General features: G+C 39.7%; 13 protein-coding genes. 11 read left to right on the forward strand and 2 right to left on the reverse strand.

Features of this window, described 5'->3' with window-relative positions; genetic code table 11:
• Positions 1-8 precede the first annotated feature (8 nt).
• Both BLV53_RS09375 and gltA read left to right on the forward strand, forming a co-directional pair.
• Positions 9-899, forward strand: coding sequence for a sulfide/dihydroorotate dehydrogenase-like FAD/NAD-binding protein (locus BLV53_RS09375; protein WP_090300178.1), 891 nt, complete (start codon positions 9-11; stop codon positions 897-899).
• Positions 899-2,284, forward strand: a complete 1,386-nt coding sequence (gltA, locus tag BLV53_RS09380; protein ID WP_090300180.1) for an NADPH-dependent glutamate synthase — start codon at positions 899-901, stop codon at positions 2,282-2,284. Before BLV53_RS09375 ends, gltA begins: the two co-directional genes overlap by 1 nt.
• A gap of 152 nt (positions 2,285-2,436) precedes the next feature.
• Here gltA and BLV53_RS17550 read toward each other — a convergent pair whose 3' ends face one another.
• On the reverse strand, positions 2,437-2,562 hold the full coding sequence (locus BLV53_RS17550; RefSeq protein ID WP_278335385.1) for a hypothetical protein: 126 nt from the start codon (positions 2,560-2,562) through the stop codon (positions 2,437-2,439).
• A 211-nt stretch (positions 2,563-2,773) separates the two neighbouring features.
• On the opposite strand from BLV53_RS17550, the gene BLV53_RS09385 reads away from it, so the two are divergent.
• The 4 genes from BLV53_RS09385 to BLV53_RS09400 are packed head-to-tail and all read left to right on the forward strand — an operon-like array spanning position 2,774 to position 9,647.
• A complete protein-coding gene (locus tag BLV53_RS09385) occupies positions 2,774-3,325 on the forward strand; it encodes a TetR/AcrR family transcriptional regulator (RefSeq protein ID WP_242879071.1) in 552 nt (183 codons plus the stop codon).
• 23 nt (positions 3,326-3,348) lie between these two features.
• The gene (locus BLV53_RS09390; protein ID WP_090300184.1) at positions 3,349-5,808 is read left to right on the forward strand and encodes a glycoside hydrolase family 2 protein; all 2,460 of its coding nucleotides are present in this window, start codon (positions 3,349-3,351) and stop codon (positions 5,806-5,808) included.
• Positions 5,809-5,828: 20 nt separating this feature from the next.
• Positions 5,829-7,292, forward strand: a complete 1,464-nt coding sequence (locus tag BLV53_RS09395) for a DUF6937 domain-containing protein (protein WP_090300187.1) — start codon at positions 5,829-5,831, stop codon at positions 7,290-7,292.
• Between the two features lie 18 nt (positions 7,293-7,310).
• Entirely contained in the window at positions 7,311-9,647 is a 2,337-nt protein-coding gene (locus BLV53_RS09400; RefSeq protein ID WP_090300189.1) for an alpha-galactosidase, read from the forward strand.
• Between the two features lie 47 nt (positions 9,648-9,694).
• On the opposite strand, the gene BLV53_RS09405 is transcribed toward BLV53_RS09400, so the two are convergent.
• A complete protein-coding gene (locus tag BLV53_RS09405; RefSeq protein WP_170830809.1) occupies positions 9,695-10,972 on the reverse strand; it encodes a chloride channel protein in 1,278 nt (425 codons plus the stop codon).
• Between the two features lie 333 nt (positions 10,973-11,305).
• Here BLV53_RS09405 and BLV53_RS09410 point away from each other — a divergent pair, with 333 nt between their 5' ends.
• The 5 genes from BLV53_RS09410 (at position 11,306) to alaS (ending at position 17,050) form a co-directional block, all read left to right on the forward strand.
• A complete protein-coding gene (locus tag BLV53_RS09410) occupies positions 11,306-12,418 on the forward strand; it encodes a DUF5692 family protein (RefSeq protein ID WP_090300191.1) in 1,113 nt (370 codons plus the stop codon).
• A 94-nt stretch (positions 12,419-12,512) separates the two neighbouring features.
• Entirely contained in the window at positions 12,513-13,274 is a 762-nt protein-coding gene (locus BLV53_RS09415; protein WP_090300194.1) for an MBL fold metallo-hydrolase, read from the forward strand.
• 1 nt (position 13,275) lies between these two features.
• The gene (locus tag BLV53_RS09420) at positions 13,276-14,115 is read left to right on the forward strand and encodes a DNA-3-methyladenine glycosylase 2 (RefSeq protein WP_090300196.1); all 840 of its coding nucleotides are present in this window, start codon (positions 13,276-13,278) and stop codon (positions 14,113-14,115) included.
• Between the two features lie 105 nt (positions 14,116-14,220).
• The gene (locus BLV53_RS17035) at positions 14,221-14,379 is read left to right on the forward strand and encodes a hypothetical protein (protein WP_170830810.1); all 159 of its coding nucleotides are present in this window, start codon (positions 14,221-14,223) and stop codon (positions 14,377-14,379) included.
• A gap of 19 nt (positions 14,380-14,398) precedes the next feature.
• Complete coding sequence (alaS, locus tag BLV53_RS09425; protein ID WP_090300198.1) at positions 14,399-17,050, forward strand: alanine--tRNA ligase; 2,652 nt, start codon at positions 14,399-14,401, stop codon at positions 17,048-17,050.
• Positions 17,051-17,110 lie beyond the last annotated feature (60 nt).

Raw genomic sequence — 17,110 nt, forward strand, 5'->3', positions numbered from 1 at the left:
CTAATTTTATGTATCCAATCGTAAAAAAGGAAAAGCTTTCAGATAAGATTTTCCTTATGGTAGTAAAGGCACCTCGTGTTGCCGCTGGTTGTTTACCGGGACAATTCATTATTGCAAAAATTGATGAGGAGGGCGAAAGAATTCCTCTTACAATTTGTGATTATGATAGAGCAGAAGGCACAATCACTATAGTATTCCAGACAGTTGGTGCTTCTACAGAGCGCATGGCTCTACTTAATGAAGGTGATGCATTTGCAGATTTTGTTGGTCCACTTGGACAGCCATCTGAGCTTTGCCTTGAAGAAGACTTAGAGGAGACTAAAAAGAAGAGCATCGTCTTCATCGCTGGTGGAGTAGGTACAGCGCCTGTATATCCTCAGGTTAAATGGCTTAAGGAGCATGGTGTAAAGACTACAGTTATTATTGGAGCACGTTCAAAGGATATCCTTTTCTACGAGGATGAGATGCGTGCAGTAGCTGATGAGCTCTATCTTGCAACAGATGACGGAAGCTATGGTTTCCACGGAAATGGTTGCCAGCAGCTTCAGGCACTTGTTGATGAGGGCAAGAAATATGACCACTGCGTAGCAATCGGTCCTATGATTATGATGAAATTTGTTTGTCTCCTTACAAAGGAGCTTGGCATTCCTACAGTTGTTTCAATGAACCCAATCATGGTAGATGGAACAGGTATGTGTGGAGCTTGCCGTCTTGTAGTTGGTGATGAAGTTAAATTTGCATGTGTAGATGGCCCTGAGTTTGACGGACATCTTGTGGATTTTGATCAGGCTATGGCACGTGCAAAGCAGTACAAGACAGAAGAAGGCAGAGCCCTTCTTAAGCAGCAGGAAGGTGACACACATCACGGCGGATGTGGCAATTGTGGAGGTGACAAGTAATGGGAGACGTATTAGTTAGAGTACCTATTTCAGAGCAGGACCCTAAGGTTCGCGCTACAAACTTCGAAGAGGTTTGTCTTGGATATACAGAGGAAGAAGCAGTTGAAGAGGCAGGACGTTGCCTTAACTGTAAAAAGCCTATGTGCGTAGGCGGATGCCCTGTATCTATCAATATTCCTGCATTTATTGAGCAGGTTAAGGAACGCAACTTTGAGAGAGCATACGAAATTATCTCTGAGTCATCAGCACTTCCAGCTGTATGTGGTCGTGTATGTCCACAGGAATCACAGTGTGAGGGAAAATGTATCCGTGGCATCAAGGGTGAGGCTGTTGCAATCGGAAAGCTTGAGCGATTTGTTGCTGACTGGGCTAGAGAAAATGGAATCAAACCTAAGAATACATCTACACCAAACGGTCACAAGGTAGCTGTTATCGGTTCAGGCCCTTCAGGTCTTACAGCAGCTGGTGACCTTGCAAAGCTTGGTTATGATGTAACAGTATTTGAAGCTCTTCATGAGATGGGTGGCGTACTTGTATATGGTATTCCAGAATTCCGTCTTCCAAAGGATAAGGTCGTAAAGGCAGAGGTAGAAAACGTAAAGGCTCTTGGCGTTAAGTTTGAAAAGAACGTTATTATCGGTCGTTCAATTACAATCGATGAGCTTATGGAAAATGAAGGCTTTGAGGCTGTATTTATTGGTTCAGGCGCTGGACTTCCAATGTTCATGCACATCCCAGGTGAGCAGGCTAACGGCGTATTCTCAGCAAACGAATACCTTACACGTAACAACCTTATGAAGGCATTCAAGGAGGGCTATGACACACCAATCGCTCGTGGTAAAAAAGTTGTAGTTGTTGGTGGCGGTAATGTTGCTATGGATGCAGCTCGTACAGCACTTCGTCTTGGAGCAGAGGTTCACGTTGTATATCGTAGAAGTGAGCAGGAGCTTCCAGCCAGAGCAGAAGAAGTACATCACGCAAAGGAAGAGGGAGTTATCTTTGACCTTCTCCAGAATCCAGTTGAAATCCTTGTAAACGAGGAAGGTTCAGTTCGCGGATGTAAGGTAATCAAGATGGAACTTGGCGAGCCAGATGCATCAGGTCGTCGTCGTCCAGTAGAGATTCCAGGATCTGAATACGAAATCGAATGTGATACAGTTATCATGTCACTTGGAACATCTCCAAACCCACTTATCTCTAGCACAACAGTAGGTCTTGAGACAAACAAAAAGGGATGTCTTATCGCTACAGAGCAGGGCGCCACTACAAAGGATGCAGTTTTCGCAGGTGGCGATGCTGTTACAGGCGCCGCAACAGTAATCCTTGCCATGGGAGCAGGAAAGACTGCAGCTGCAGCTATTGATGAATATTTTAAAAGTAAGTAATATAAAATAAAAGAAGCGACTGTTTTCCGAAAATGGGGAGGCAGTTGCTTTTTAATTGGCAAAAAATCATGATGAAAAGGTAACAAAAAAGCAGCTCAGGATATGAAAATCCATAAGCTGCTGTAAGTTCAACTTAAAAATACTGGTCAGAATTAGAACTGACCAAATGCATACTTGAAGAATGATACAGGCTCTTTGCCTTCCTTCTTCTGAGCTCTACAATACTTCTCATAATCTGAATAAACTGTGTACATCTGGAATGATACTTCTTCGAACATTCTTTTTACCTCCTAAAATCTCTCTTTCTTGTTTACAAGAGAATAATAAACCTATCCCTATACTTTGTCAACAAAAAGATTGCAAAGAAATTGTGAAAAAGTAACAAAACTGTTTTTGTTGAGTTAGTTTCCACAGTTTGTTACAATTTGTATAAGGAAACTATGAGGTGTATCGAAAGTTTTTAACTGATTACACGATAAGGAGATAAATATGGTTGAACGAATTCTAGAAGGAGCTTTAAATGTATTTAAGAAAAAGGGTCCTAAATTTACAATGGATGATATTGCCTCTGAGATGAAGATGAGCAAGAAAACCATTTACACAGTATTTAATGATAAAAATGAATTGATGTGTGCAATGGTTGATTATACCTTTGATTTAATCAAAGAAGCTGAGGATAGGGTCTATAATGACAATACATTATCCACGGTAGACAAGCTACGCTCAATATTGGTGGTTCTTCCAGAAAAATATTATGCTTATGATTTTAGTGCTATGCAGGTGTTGGCTGCAAAATATCCTAAAGCATATCAGATGCTCAAGGAAAGACTTGAAAGTGGTTGGGACAAGACATTTGATCTTCTAAAAAAAGGAATGGAAGAGGGAAGCGTACGAGAGATAAGTCTTCCTGTTTTTAAGCTTATGTACGAGTCTTCAATAGAACGTATACTTGTAGGCGACTTTTTAAAGGAAAACAATATGAGATATCCTGAAGCGTTAGAAAATATGGCTTCAGTTTTGATTGATGGGATACTGGTTTAGTCTGTTTGAAAAAGGGATAATAAATGGCACAGAGAATATATTTAGACAGAAAATGGAGATTTAATGAAAACTTTTCAGAGGATATGACTACAAATCCTATGGATGAGTACACACTTGTTAATATTCCTCATACTGTTAAGGAAACGCCTTTATCGTATTTTGATGAAAGCTCATATCAAATGGTTAGCTGTTACCAGAAAAGCATTTTTCCTCCAACGCAGTGGAAAAATCAGGTGATTAATCTTGTGTTTGAAGGGGTAGCTCATTACTGTGAGGTATACGTCAATGGAGAGCTTGTGAAGACTCATGAATGCGGATATACCGCCTTCTCTACTGATGTCACAAAATATCTTACACTGGGTGAGGAAAATCTTATAACAGTAATGGTGGATTCCAGAGAGTCTTTAGACCAACCTCCGTTTGGGTATGTTATTGATTATATGACTTATGGTGGAATCTATCGGGATGTATATTTTGAAGTAAAGGGAAAGGCTCATTTCTTAGATGTAGTTGTTACGCCTTCGTTGTTGGAAAAAGTATCCACAAGCAAGCGTTCTGCAAAGCAAATACAAATGATGAAGGTTCAGGGAATCATTAAAACCGAATGCTATTTCCCTAAAAAGATATATAAACTGGCTGCTGATGAAAGAGTCTTTATAAAGCAGTTTTTAGATGATGATTTAATTATTTCTCAGCCGGTGGGAGGCCTGGAAGATAGTGAAGGTGGATACCTTTTAAATTTGACTACTGCACCATCTTCAGTATGCCTTTGGGATATTGAAAGTCCAAGACTTTATAATGTCAAAACTCAGCTTGTGTTAGATGATGAGGTGGTAGATGAAGAAAATGTCGCAGTTGGATTTAGAAGCTCGGAATTCAGAAAGACTGGATACTATCTTAATGGAAGAAAGATAAAGCTGAGAGGTCTTAACAGGCATCAATCCTTCCCTTATGTAGGTTATGCCATGCCTGAATCAATGCAGCGAATGGATGCCAAGATTTTGAAAGATGAGCTGGCGCTTAATGCGGTTAGAACATCTCATTATCCACAATCCCAGTATTTTATAGATGAATGTGACAGAATAGGCCTTTTGGTATTCACAGAAATCCCTGGCTGGCAACACATCGGTGGCAAAAACTGGCAGGATATAGGTGTGGAAAATACAAAAGAAATGATTATGCAGTATAGACATCATCCTTCCATTATTTTGTGGGGAGTACGTATAAACGAATCTCCAGATAATGATGAGTTTTATACCAGAACAAATCAGATAGCCCATGAGCTGGATCCTACACGTCCTACAGGAGGCGTGCGTTGTATAGCAAAAAGTAATTTGCTAGAGGATGTTTATACCTACAATGATTTTGTTCATTCTGGAGATAATAAAGGTTGCTCAAAGAAAAGTGATATAACATCAGATGTCGAAAAGCCATATCTTGTGAGCGAGTACAATGGACACATGTACCCAACAAAATCATTTGATGATGAGGAACAAAGACAGGAACATGCAATCAGACATGCCAATGTTCTTAATGGTCTAGCTGCAGAAAGCGACATTGCGGGTGGTTTTGGCTGGTGTATGTTTGATTACAATACTCATAAGGATTTTGGTTCAGGGGATAGAATTTGTTATCACGGTGTTATGGATATGTTTAGAAATCCAAAGCTGGCAGCTTCAGTTTATGCAGCATATTCTGAAAATGAGACAGTGTTAGAGGTTACATCAAGCTTTGATATAGGAGAGCATCCAGCATGCAACAGAGGTAAAAGCTATATCATCAGCAATGCAGATTCTGTAAAAATGTACAAAAATAATGAGTTGATTAAAGAATACCTGCCTACAGACAGCTCATTTGAAAATATGAAGCATGGACCGATTTTGATTAATGATTTTGTGGGAGATGCTATTGAAAAAGATGGGGGATATACAAGGGGACAGGCTAAGCTTATAAAAGAGGTCCTTAATGAAGTTACACTAAAGGGCTTTAGTCCATCTCCTAAGCTCGTTATGGCTGCCATCAGATTAATCTTATTCCACAGAATGAATCCGAAGAATGCTGTTGCCATTTATAACAAATTTATAGGAGATTGGGGAGGTGAGTCTAGAGAATATAAATTTGAAGCTATTAAGGATGGGGAAGTGGCAAAAACAGTAACGAAGACAGCGGTAACGAAAGCTCATATCGAGGCAAAAGCCAGTCATACACTTTTGACAGAGCTTCATACCTACGATGTAGCAGCTGTAAGAATAAAAATAGTAGATCAAAATAACAATCAGCTATACTATTTCGCTCAGCCTATAAGCTTTGAGATAGAAGGTCCATTTGAAATAATAGGACCGAAAGTTGTATCACCTATGGGTGGATGCACAGGGGTATATATCAAATCTATTGGAGAGGATGGAGATGGCAAACTTACAATCAAATCCGATGGACTTGATGAGGTTACAATTGGTCTGGCGGTGGAGTGCCTGACAAAATAATTATAAAGGGTGTATAAATAATGACAGATAAGAGTAAAGTGATTTTTGGAAATAGAATCTCAGATAAGGACTATAAGAAAGCCTGTAAAACCAAGGCTAAAAATATAAAAAAATATGGCGATGATTCAGCAGTGGACTATAATATCGTCATTTCAAAAAATAGTCACATTGGAGATTCACTTGGGGTATATGATGTACTTTTAAAGGACGGAGAAAGTCCAGAACAATTTGATACAAATAAGGGAATCATAGTAGGAAATATACGTATGGGTTTTGGTCATTACAGGATTTCCATGGCTATGGCATCAGCTGCGAAAGCACTTGGCTACACGCCATATTGGATGGATTTAAATGGCTATCCACAAACTACCTGTACAAAGGTTATCAGTGCTCAAAATGATTTATATTCTTTGGGATCAAGACTTTCAAAAAATAAGTTATTTAATAAATTCATTTGGGAGCCAGCTAATTACGAATGGTTTAGAAAGCTAAGCTACAATGCAGCTGATCAAAAGAATGCAGAGCTTATGGCCACAGTTTTCAAAAATGTTCCAAAGGATATTCCTGTTGTTGGCACTCATGTATGGCCAGCTCAGGCTGCTGTGCATGCCGGAATGAAACATGTTGTAAATGCCATTCCTGACAACTGGCCAATGGCACTTCATTTTGCCGAAGGCTCTATTCACACCATTCAGTGTAGAAACGCTTATATGGGATATCGCATCTGCAATGGAATGAATGGTGATGCAGTGTGCAATCCAATTCCAGGCGATGAGCTGGTTTATACAGGACATTATATCGACCATGAGCTTGTTAGCAATATTGAAATGGATTGTAATGCCAGAATTCTAAGGAAAAAGAATAATAAGCCAATGCGTTTCTTGCTTACAATCGGTGGAGCTGGTGCGCAAAAGGAAATATTTGCAGCTATTATCAAATATCTTTTGCCAAAGATAAAAGAAGAAAAAGCTACACTTTATGTAAATGTAGGTGATTATAAAAATGTTTGGGATGATTTAATTGCAGAGATTCCAGAGATGAAAGCAGTATCTACTGAGCATTTCAATGAATATCAAAATACTGTTAAGTTTGCTGAGGAGGCATTAACAGGTGATGTGACAGGAATACATGGCTTTTATCATGAGAATATTTTCGAGGCTGTTTACTGTACAAATCTACTTATGAGAAGCTGTGATGTGCTCGTAACAAAGCCTTCTGAGCTAGCATTTTATCCTGTGCCAAAGCTGTTTATAAAAAGAGTAGGCAAACACGAAATGTGGGGAGCAATTCACTCAGCCGAGATGGGTGACGGAACTTTAGAGTGTCGTGATGTGCCACACACACTTCAGATGATTGATTTGTTTATGCAGGATGAAAGACTTCTCACAGAAATGTGTGATTGCATCAAGCAAAACAAGCAGATAGGTCTCTATGACGGAGCTTACAAGGTGGTTGAGCTTGCTATGGGATTAAAGAATAAATAAAGGAAGAGAGAAATAATAATGATTCAAGCAGATGGACAACTGTTTGTATTAAATACAAATAATAGCTCCTACGTATTTACGGTATTAGAGACTGGACAGTTGGAGCACTTACATTATGGAAATCATATTGAAATTGAGCAGGCAAATTCACTGATGGAAAAAAGAGCATATGCGCCAGGAAATACCTGCTGTTATAACAATGAGCATCCAGAACTTTCCTTGGAAGATGTGCGCCTTGAGACCTCTGCTATAGGAAAAGGGGATTTTCGTGAGCCTATGCTAGAAGTGGTATGTTCTGACGGAAGCTCAAGCCTTGATTTTGTATATGATAGTTACGAGGTTATTTCAGGTAAGCCAGAGTTTAATGGTTTGCCTGGCTCCTACGATGAAAGTGATAACGTAGAGACTTTAAATATCACCATGAAGGATAAAAATCATGGGTTTACACTTATTCTTTCCTATTACGTATATGCGGATTGTGATGTGATATCACGCTCTGCCAAATTTATCAATACATCAGAAGAACAAGTAAAGCTTACTCGAATGCTTTCAATGCTCATAGATTTTGACAGGGCAGGAATGAAGGTGACATCCTTCCACGGTAGCTGGACCAGAGAGATGAATAAATCTGATATTATCCTGACTGCAGGTAAATATGTCAACTCATCTTTTACGGGCACAAGCTCTAACAGAACCAATCCTCTGTTTATGGTATCAGAGCCTGAATCTACAGAAACTTCAGGAGAAGTATTTGGTTTTAATTTGATTTATTCAGGAAATCATTATTCAGCCACCGAGGTGAGTCCTTGGAATAAAACCAGGGTTTGTTATGGAATTAATCCTATGAATTTCAGCTGGATGCTTGATGCTGGAGAGGAATTCGAAGCGCCAGAGGCTGTTATGACCTATTCACCATTTGGATTTAGACAGATGAGTTTAAATATGCATGATTTTGTCAGGGAACATATTACAAGAGGTCCATGGAAGGATAAGGAGAGACCAGTTCTTATCAATAGCTGGGAGGCTTCATATTTTGATTTCACAGAAAGCTCACTATTAAAGCTTGCAAAGGCTGCAAAAAATACTGGAGTTGAGCTCTTTGTGATGGACGATGGTTGGTTTGGAGACAGAAACGATGACAAGAGAGCCCTTGGTGACTGGGATATAGTAAATAAAAAAAAGCTCCCAGGCGGACTTGAAGGTTTGGCAAGAAAAATCAATGATTTAGGTATGATGTTTGGCCTTTGGGTAGAGCCAGAGATGATAAACGTTGATAGTGAGCTTTATCGCAAGCATCCAGACTGGGTTCTTGATATTCCAGGAATGGATCACGCAGAAGGTCGTAATCAGCGAATACTTGATTTTTGCAATCCAGAGGTAGTAGATTACATGATAGATGCTATGAGCAAGGTATTTGCTACACCTGGACTATCCTATATCAAGTGGGATATGAATCGTAACTTCACGGATTATTATTCAAAATACTTACCTGCAGATAAACAACAGGAAGTCAGCCACAGATATGTTTTAGGTTTTTATCGTTTGCTTAGGACTTTAGCTGAAAAATTTCCTGAAATTCTTATGGAGGGGTGCGCATCTGGAGGAAATCGCTTTGATTTAGGTGTATTGTGCTATTATCCACAGATTTGGGCTAGCGATAACACAGATGCTGTGAGCCGACTTGCTATACAAAATGGATATTCTTATGGTTATCCTCAAAGTACATACACAGCCCATGTGTCTTCGTGTCCAAATCATCAGACGCTGCGTGTGACTCCGATAGAAAGCAGATTTGCAGTAGCTAGTTTTGGCGTCCTTGGATATGAGCTTAATCTTAATGATTGCAGTGGAGAGGAGATTGCCTCTGTAAAGGCTCAAATTGAGCTTTACAAGCAGTATAGACATACTATGCAGTTTGGTGATTTCTATCGCCTTAAAGATGGAAATATCTACGAATGGAGTATTGTAGATAAGACAAAAAATACCGCAGTAACCATGGTTATGCAAAAGGAAATAAAAGCTGGAGAGCAGTATCTAAAAATTCAGCAGACAGGCCTTGATAATGAGGCAAAATATCACTTCTTTGGACGTAAGCTGGAGTTTAATGTGAAGGGGTTTGGAAATTTAGTAAATACAGTGGCGCCGATCCATGTCAAACAGGATGGTTTACTTCATAATGTGATTGCAAAATTTGTCAAGATGCCAGGAGAGTCAGAAGACTTTATAGCATCAGGATATACTTTAAATAACGCAGGCGTTAAACTGGCTCAGTCATTCGTAGGTACAGGCTATGATGATAGGGTTAGATACTTCCCGGATTTTGGAGCAAGGCTTTATTTTACAGAAAAGATATAGTAAATAGAAAACATCCCCCAAAGGTTTTAATGCTTTGGGGGATGTTTTTATTGTACATCTTTATTTATGAAGTTGCTTTTATATTTAGAATATACGATTTTCTGTGCACGGTATAATCCAGAGTAGCCTGATACCCAGTAACTAAATGCCACAGCAAGCAAGAAATATGGCATAGGTTCGTAGCCAAATAGCTCAAAGCAAATTAATAGACTAGAGATAGGACAATTAGTAACTCCACAAAATAATGCACCCATACCAACGGCTGCCACGAGTGGAGCAGGAAGTCCAAGTAGAGGTCCAACTGCAGCACCAAAGGTGGCTCCTATAAAAAGAGTTGGAACGATTTCTCCGCCTTTATATCCACAGGATAATGTAAGCGTTGTAAATATTATTTTTAAAAGGAAAAAATGAAGTCCTATAGCTGCTCCGGTAAAACAGGATTCGATGATTGCAGTGCCGGTACTGTTATAGGTCTGAGAACCTACCAGTAGGGTGAGTAATAATACAGATGTACCACCGATTACGGCTTTTAAGTATGGATTGGTAAGCTTTGTTGCTAAAAACTCTTCGTATTTATGCAGGCAGGTGCAAAAAAGTATGGAAACAAATCCACATAAAACAGCAAAAATGCTAATGAGAACAGCATTTTGTATTCCAAATGTTGGGATAAGTGGGATGATATAATCCTCTGCTCCAAGTCCAAAGTACGATGCTACGGCTCTAGCAACGAGAGAAGAAATAACACAAGGTACAAGTGCTGCATAATGCATTATTCCTACGGAAATAACCTCCATTGAAAATATTGCAGCTGCCATAGGAGTTCCAAAGAGGGCGGAAAAGGCAGCACTCATGCCGCACATTATCATAGTTTTTTTATCAGTGGGATTTAGCCTTAAGACTCTTCCGATTCCAACGCCGATGGATCCGCCCATCTGTAGAGCGGCACCTTCACGACCGGCAGAACCACCTACAAGATGTGTGATAAGAGTTGCTATAAAAATGAGAGGGGCCAATCTAAATGGAAGTTTTACATCCGATTGTATAGCTGCAATGACAGTATTTGTGCCGCTATCTTTTTCTTTTAGCACTTTTTTATAGATAAATGTGATTATTACTGCTCCGACAGGCAGGAAAAATATCAGCCAAGGATATGCCTCCCTAGTTTTGATTACATATCTCATAGAGAGACCAAATGCAGTGGCAAATGCGCCTACCACAAGACCTACTATAATGGCGGCTAATGTCCAGCTGAGGACAGATAAAGCTCGTTTGCTGTTATGGTCTAATTTATGTACAGCTTTTTCTTTTAAATTATGATTGATCATTGTTGTTGCCTTTCTAATTTGATAACTATCATATATGCTAACATTAAAATGAATAATATGAAAGATATTAAAAAATGATAAAGTTATCCCATGCTTTGCAAATTTAAATCCTGTTTATACTGATTGGGAACAGCCCAAAATGCTTGGGATTTAAGGGGACAGTTAAAAACCACACACTATGAAACAAGAGGCTGATGATAGTACAAATAATAAAAAAAGTATTAAAAAGTTTAACAGCTACCTCATTGTATTTAGTTCTCATGTGAGTATAATTAATTAGCAGAGGAGAGAAAATGTGTTTCTCAATATTATATTAATAAGGAGGATGGAAAAATGTTTTTCCAAATTAATAATCTTTGGCAGATTTTAGGCTGGTGCCTCGTATTTGCCGGCTTAATTGTTATGAACGAACTTGGTCGTCGTACTAAGCTTGGCGGTATGATTATTTTTGTAATCATCCCATGTATTCTCACAGTTTACTTCATTCTTGCACATGTTGGTATGTTTGGTGGAGCAGCTAACCCTACAGTTGCTTATATGGATGGATGGTTCCATTACTTTAAGCTTTATGCAGCAGACATCGGATGTGTCGGCTTCATGATGATTAAGTACAAGTGGGGCATTGGTAAAGAAAAATGGTTCGCTTGGTGGCCATGGTTCATCGTTGCAGCTAATATCATGATTGCAAACGTTTCTGATATGGAATCAGCCCTCGCAGCTTATGCAATTACTGGTGATTTCTCAGGTGCTTGGTGGGCTTCAAACGAAGGTGTATTCATCTACGGTGGATGGTGGAACGTTGTTAACGCTATCGCTGGTCTTATCAACATCTTCTGTATGACAGGTTGTGTAAAGCTTTACACATCAAAAGACAAGAATCAGTCAGATATGATCTGGCCTGATATGACAATCTGGTTTATCATCGCTTATGATGTATGGAACTTTGAGTACACATACTTAAATCTCCCAACACATACATGGTACTGTGGTGTTGCACTTCTTCTTGCTCCTACATTTGCTAATGCTCTTTGGAACAAGGGTGCATGGATTCAGAACCGTGCAAACACACTTGCTATCTGGTGTATGTGGGCTCAGGTAGTACCTCTTTTCCAGCTTAAGGGTACATTCGCAGCTGTTCTTCCACGTGTTTATGGTGGCGCAGTTGAGGCTGGTGTTACTACTATGGACCTCTACGAAAAGGCTATCGGTCTTTACAATGCAGGCCAGGGCAAGACAGTAGCAGCTGGTGATGCTATCGCAGCTATGGGAATCACAGCTGACCCTTCAATGCAGGGCTTTGTAGCAATGATGGCACTTGCAGTTAACGTTGTTTGTATCGCAGTTATCATCAGAAATTCTATCAGAATTGGTGGAAATCCATATTCTAACCAGGTATTCGTTGGAACAAAGGATTTTGATGAAGCTATGGCGCGTGTTGCCAGATAAATTTATAACTTTGCTTTTAGTAGGCCTAGACAGATGTTCTGTCTGGGCCTATTGTGTTATAATGGACAGCAGTATGATGAAAAGGGTGTAAATAATGTATAAAGTATATTACATAATGCATAGCTGTTTTTTGGTTGAGCTTGAGGACAGATATTTACTATTTGATTATTTTAATAAAGAAGTTGTCAAAGACACAGTTGTATTTAAGGGAGGCTTGCCGACGCTTAATCCTGAAAAATATTTATATGTATTTTCAAGTCACAGCCATAAGGACCATTGGTGGATAGAGACTTTAAGGTGGGCAAATGATCGGGGGAATATCCACTATATTTTGTCGAAGGATATTAAGCTAGGAAGAAACTTCCTAATTAGAAACGGATTTGATTTATCTATCAGAGATAAGATTACATTTGTGGCACCTCTAAAAAAATATCATGTAGATGATATGACTATCGAAACACTTCGTTCCACTGATTCAGGTGTAGCCTTTGTGATAAATGTTAATGATATGAATATATATCATGCAGGGGACTTAAACTGGTGGAATGCTGAAGGTAGAGGTGAGCTTTATGGTGAGGTATATGGCAGGGAATATAAAAGGGCTCTAAGGCCTATCACAAACAGACACTTTGATTTAGGCTTTGTGGTATTGGATTCCCGTATGGGAGAGGATGGATACTTCCTTGGAATGGAGCACTTTATAAAAAATATAGATTGTGACCACATCTTCCCTATGCATATGTGGGGAGAATATAAATGGGTGGAGAGATTTAAAAGTCGCCCTGGTATTGCAAATCTTAAAGACAGAGTAGTAGATATAGACCAGGAAAATATGTTATTTGAAATCGAGGATTAGAATGGTATTTAGTAAGATGCTTTCAGCAGAAGAATTTAATCCTGAAGTTATAATGAATTCAGGCCAGGTATTTAGAATGAAGCGCGAGACAAAGGGCGCTGATGGGATGCCTGATACCTATAGTGCATGTTCGGGAAGTTATGACATATATTTTTATCTGAATAACAAGACAGATGAATGGGACTTTGCATGCGATGAAAATGCCTGGGAGTTCTGGCAGCAATATTTCGATTTTGCTACAGATTATGTCAAATATAACGACGATATTAGAAAAAGTAACGATTCGTTTTTGAAGGATGCCTTAAAGGATTCCTTTGGTATGAGAATCTTACGACAGGATTTGTGGGAAGTATTTATTTCTTATGTTATATCACAAAATAATAATATCCCAAAGATTAAAAAATCAATTCAGACTTTATGTGACAGATATTCAGACGGAATTCATTTTCCAAAGCCTGAAGATTTAGCTTATATCCCTGAAAGTGAACTTATGAATGGTACAGCTTTAGGCTACAGGGCAGATTATATCATAGGTATTTCAAAAGCAGTGGTAGATGGTAAGCTTGATATCAAAAGTATCAGTAAGCTGCCTTATGATAAAGCCTACAAGAGCCTCCTTGAAATAAAGGGTATTGGGCCAAAGGTTGCCAATTGTATTATGCTTTATGGTTTTCATTTTATGGAAAGCTACCCAATAGATACCTGGATGAAAAAGATAATAACCGAGGATTATGCACAGTATTCTCAAAAAGAGTATTTGGATTACATCAATAATACATACCCAGGATTTCAGGGGTATGTTCAACAACTTCAGTTTTATCATAAGAGAAATTTACGATGATTTCTCACTGAAAATTCAAAAATTCGTATGGAATTTAAAAATGCATTAGATTATAATTAGTGTAAGTATGCAATAAAGATTTTGGAAATTAGAGGAGGAACTGCTATGTCTGCATTTTTATCTAGTTTTGCAAGTTATCTTATCAAAATGATCATACTCGTTGCGTTGGGTATATGTGGTGGCTTCATTGGTGTAAAGCTTCGCAAATCCAACGACAGAAAGAAGGGTATCAACACAATGGCAGATACACCTTCCGAGGAATAATTTTTGGAGGACTTTTGTTTTGAATAATGGTGTAAATGATTTACGACGCGCCTACTTGGAGTTCTTTGAGAGCAAGGATCATCTTTGCCTCAACAGCTTTTCTCTTGTACCACAAAATGACAACTCTTTGTTGCTCATAAATGCTGGTATGGCCCCACTTAAGCCATACTTCACAGGTCAGGAGATTCCACCAAGAAAGCGCGTTACTACATGTCAAAAATGTGTTAGAACAGGAGACATTGATAACGTAGGTAAGACAGCTCGCCATCTTACATTCTTTGAGATGCTTGGTAACTTCTCATTTGGCGACTATTTTAAGCACGAAGCTATTGCTTGGTCTTGGGAATTCCTTACTGAGGTATTAAAGCTTGATCCAAATCGTCTCTATCCATCTATCTATGGCGAGGACGAGGAAGCTTTTGAAATTTGGACTAAGGAAGTGGGAGTTGCTCCAGAGCGCATTACTCGTTTCTACCGTGATCCTGAGACAGGTGAATGTGATAATTTCTGGGAGCACGGTGCTGGTCCTTGCGGTCCTTGCTCAGAGATTTATTATGACCGTGGTGAGAAATATGGCTGTGGTAAGCCAGATTGTAAGGTTGGTTGTGATTGCGACCGTTACATGGAGGTTTGGAACAACGTATTCACACAGTTTAATGGTGATGGTCACGGCGGTTATGAGGAGCTTGCTCAGAAGAATATCGATACAGGTATGGGCCTTGAGCGTCTTGCTGTAGTTATGCAGGATGTTGACTCTGTTTTTGATATCGATACTATGAAGGCTATTCGTGACAAGATTTGTGAGATGTCAGGCAAGAAGTATCAGGTAGATGCTCTTGATGATGTTTCTATCCGTCTTATCACTGATCATATTCGTTCATCTACATTCCTTGTATCTGATGGTGTTACACCTTCAAACGAGGGTAGAGGCTATGTTCTTCGTCGTCTTATCAGACGTGCTGCAAAGCACGGTAGAGCTCTTGGTATTGATGGTATTTTCATGGCAAAGCTTTCTGAGACTGTTATCAATGAATGTAAGGATGGCTATCCAGAGCTTTGGGAAAAGAGAGAATTCATCTTCAAGACTCTTACAGCCGAAGAAGAGCAGTTCAACAAGACTATCGATAAGGGTCTTGAAATCCTTGCAAAGATGGAAGATGAGCTTAAGGCATCTGGCTCAAAGGAGCTTTCTGGTGAGAACACATTCAAGCTTTACGATACTTATGGATTCCCTGTAGATCTTACAGCAGAAATCCTTGAGGAAAAGGGCTTCTCATATGATGCTGCAGGCTTTGAAGCTTGTATGGAAGAGCAGAGACAGAAGGCTCGTGCTGCTCGAAAAGAAACAAATTACATGGGTGCTGATGCATCTGTTTATGACGATATTGATCTTTCTGTTACATCTGAGTTTGTTGGCTATGACAAGACTACATCTGAGTCTACAGTCACAGTACTTACTACAGAGACAGAAATCGTTGACACAATCACAGAAGGTACTGTTGGAACAATCATCGTTCCAGAAACACCTTTCTACGCTACAATGGGTGGACAGACTGGTGATACTGGTATCATCTGCACACCAAATGGTGAGTTTGAAGTAAAAGATACAATCAAGCTTAAGGGTGGCAAAATCGGTCATGTTGGTGAAATGAAGTCAGGCATGATTAAGACTGGTGATAAGGTTACACTTAAGGTTGATGCTGCAAGACGTGCTCGCATCTGCAAGAACCATTCAGCTACTCACCTTCTTCAGAAGGCACTTCGTGAGGTGCTTGGTACACACGTAGAGCAGAAGGGTTCATTCCAGGATGCTGACAGAACACGTTTCGATTTTTCTCACTTCTCAGCAATGACAGCAGAAGAGATCGCAAAGGTTGAAAAGATGGTTAACGACAAGATTGCTGAAGGACTTGCAGTTACTACAGCTATCATGTCTATCGACGAAGCTAAGAAGTCAGGAGCCATGGCTCTCTTCGGAGAAAAGTACGGCGATGAAGTTCGCGTAGTTAAGATGGGCGACTTCTCAACGGAGCTTTGTGGTGGTACACATGTATCTAATACATCTGAGATTTCTGCATTCAAGATTCTTTCAGAGAGTGGTGTAGCAGCTGGTACTCGTCGTATCGAAGCTATCACAGGTGCAGCTGTATTTGAACACTATGCTGACATTGAGGCGAAGCTTAATGCTGCAGCTGCAGCTCTTAAGTGTCAGCCAGCAGATGTAGAGGAAAAAATCGCACATCTTCAGAAGCAGCTCAAGGAAACAAATTCTGAGCTTGAGTCTATGAAGGCTAAGGCAGCACAGGCTGCAGTAGGCGATGTTATGGAATCTGTAGTTGAAGTTAAGGGCGTTAAGCTTCTTGCTACATCAGTTGCAGGTGTTGACATGAACGGACTTCGCGACCTTGGAGATGACCTCAAGACTAAGCTTGGAGAGGGCGTTATCGTTCTTGCATCTGACTGTGATGGCAAGGTTAATCTTGTAGTTATGGTTACAGATGATGCTCAGTCAAAGGGAGCACACGCGGGAAATCTAGTAAAGGCTATTGCACCAAAGGTCGGCGGTGGCGGCGGTGGTCGTCCAAACATGGCTCAGGCCGGCGGTAAGAATCCAGCAGGAATTAATGATTGCCTTGCTGAAGCAAAGAATGTACTTGAAGGTATGCTTTAATAAAAATTCTTGATAATTAAGGAGTTTCTTAGTTTTAGGAAACTCCTTTTTGGGCGAAAT

It is taken from the genome of Pseudobutyrivibrio sp. ACV-2 (assembly GCF_900107545.1).
In the GTDB taxonomy this organism is placed as follows: Bacteria; Bacillota; Clostridia; order Lachnospirales; family Lachnospiraceae; genus Pseudobutyrivibrio.

Excerpts from the sequence above, each read along its gene's own strand:
- BLV53_RS09375 (WP_090300178.1), top strand. The coding sequence starts at position 9 with ATGTATCCAATCGTAAAAAAGGAAAAGCTTTCAGATAAGATTTTCCTT.
- gltA (WP_090300180.1), top strand. The coding sequence starts at position 899 with ATGGGAGACGTATTAGTTAGAGTACCTATTTCAGAGCAGGACCCTAAG.
- BLV53_RS17550 (WP_278335385.1), bottom strand. The coding sequence starts at position 2,562 with ATGTTCGAAGAAGTATCATTCCAGATGTACACAGTTTATTCAGATTAT.
- BLV53_RS09385 (WP_242879071.1), top strand. The coding sequence starts at position 2,774 with ATGGTTGAACGAATTCTAGAAGGAGCTTTAAATGTATTTAAGAAAAAG.
- BLV53_RS09390 (WP_090300184.1), top strand. The coding sequence starts at position 3,349 with ATGGCACAGAGAATATATTTAGACAGAAAATGGAGATTTAATGAAAAC.
- BLV53_RS09395 (WP_090300187.1), top strand. The coding sequence starts at position 5,829 with ATGACAGATAAGAGTAAAGTGATTTTTGGAAATAGAATCTCAGATAAG.
- BLV53_RS09400 (WP_090300189.1), top strand. The coding sequence starts at position 7,311 with ATGATTCAAGCAGATGGACAACTGTTTGTATTAAATACAAATAATAGC.
- BLV53_RS09405 (WP_170830809.1), bottom strand. The coding sequence starts at position 10,972 with ATGATCAATCATAATTTAAAAGAAAAAGCTGTACATAAATTAGACCAT.
- BLV53_RS09410 (WP_090300191.1), top strand. The coding sequence starts at position 11,306 with ATGTTTTTCCAAATTAATAATCTTTGGCAGATTTTAGGCTGGTGCCTC.
- BLV53_RS09415 (WP_090300194.1), top strand. The coding sequence starts at position 12,513 with ATGTATAAAGTATATTACATAATGCATAGCTGTTTTTTGGTTGAGCTT.
- BLV53_RS09420 (WP_090300196.1), top strand. The coding sequence starts at position 13,276 with ATGGTATTTAGTAAGATGCTTTCAGCAGAAGAATTTAATCCTGAAGTT.
- BLV53_RS17035 (WP_170830810.1), top strand. The coding sequence starts at position 14,221 with ATGTCTGCATTTTTATCTAGTTTTGCAAGTTATCTTATCAAAATGATC.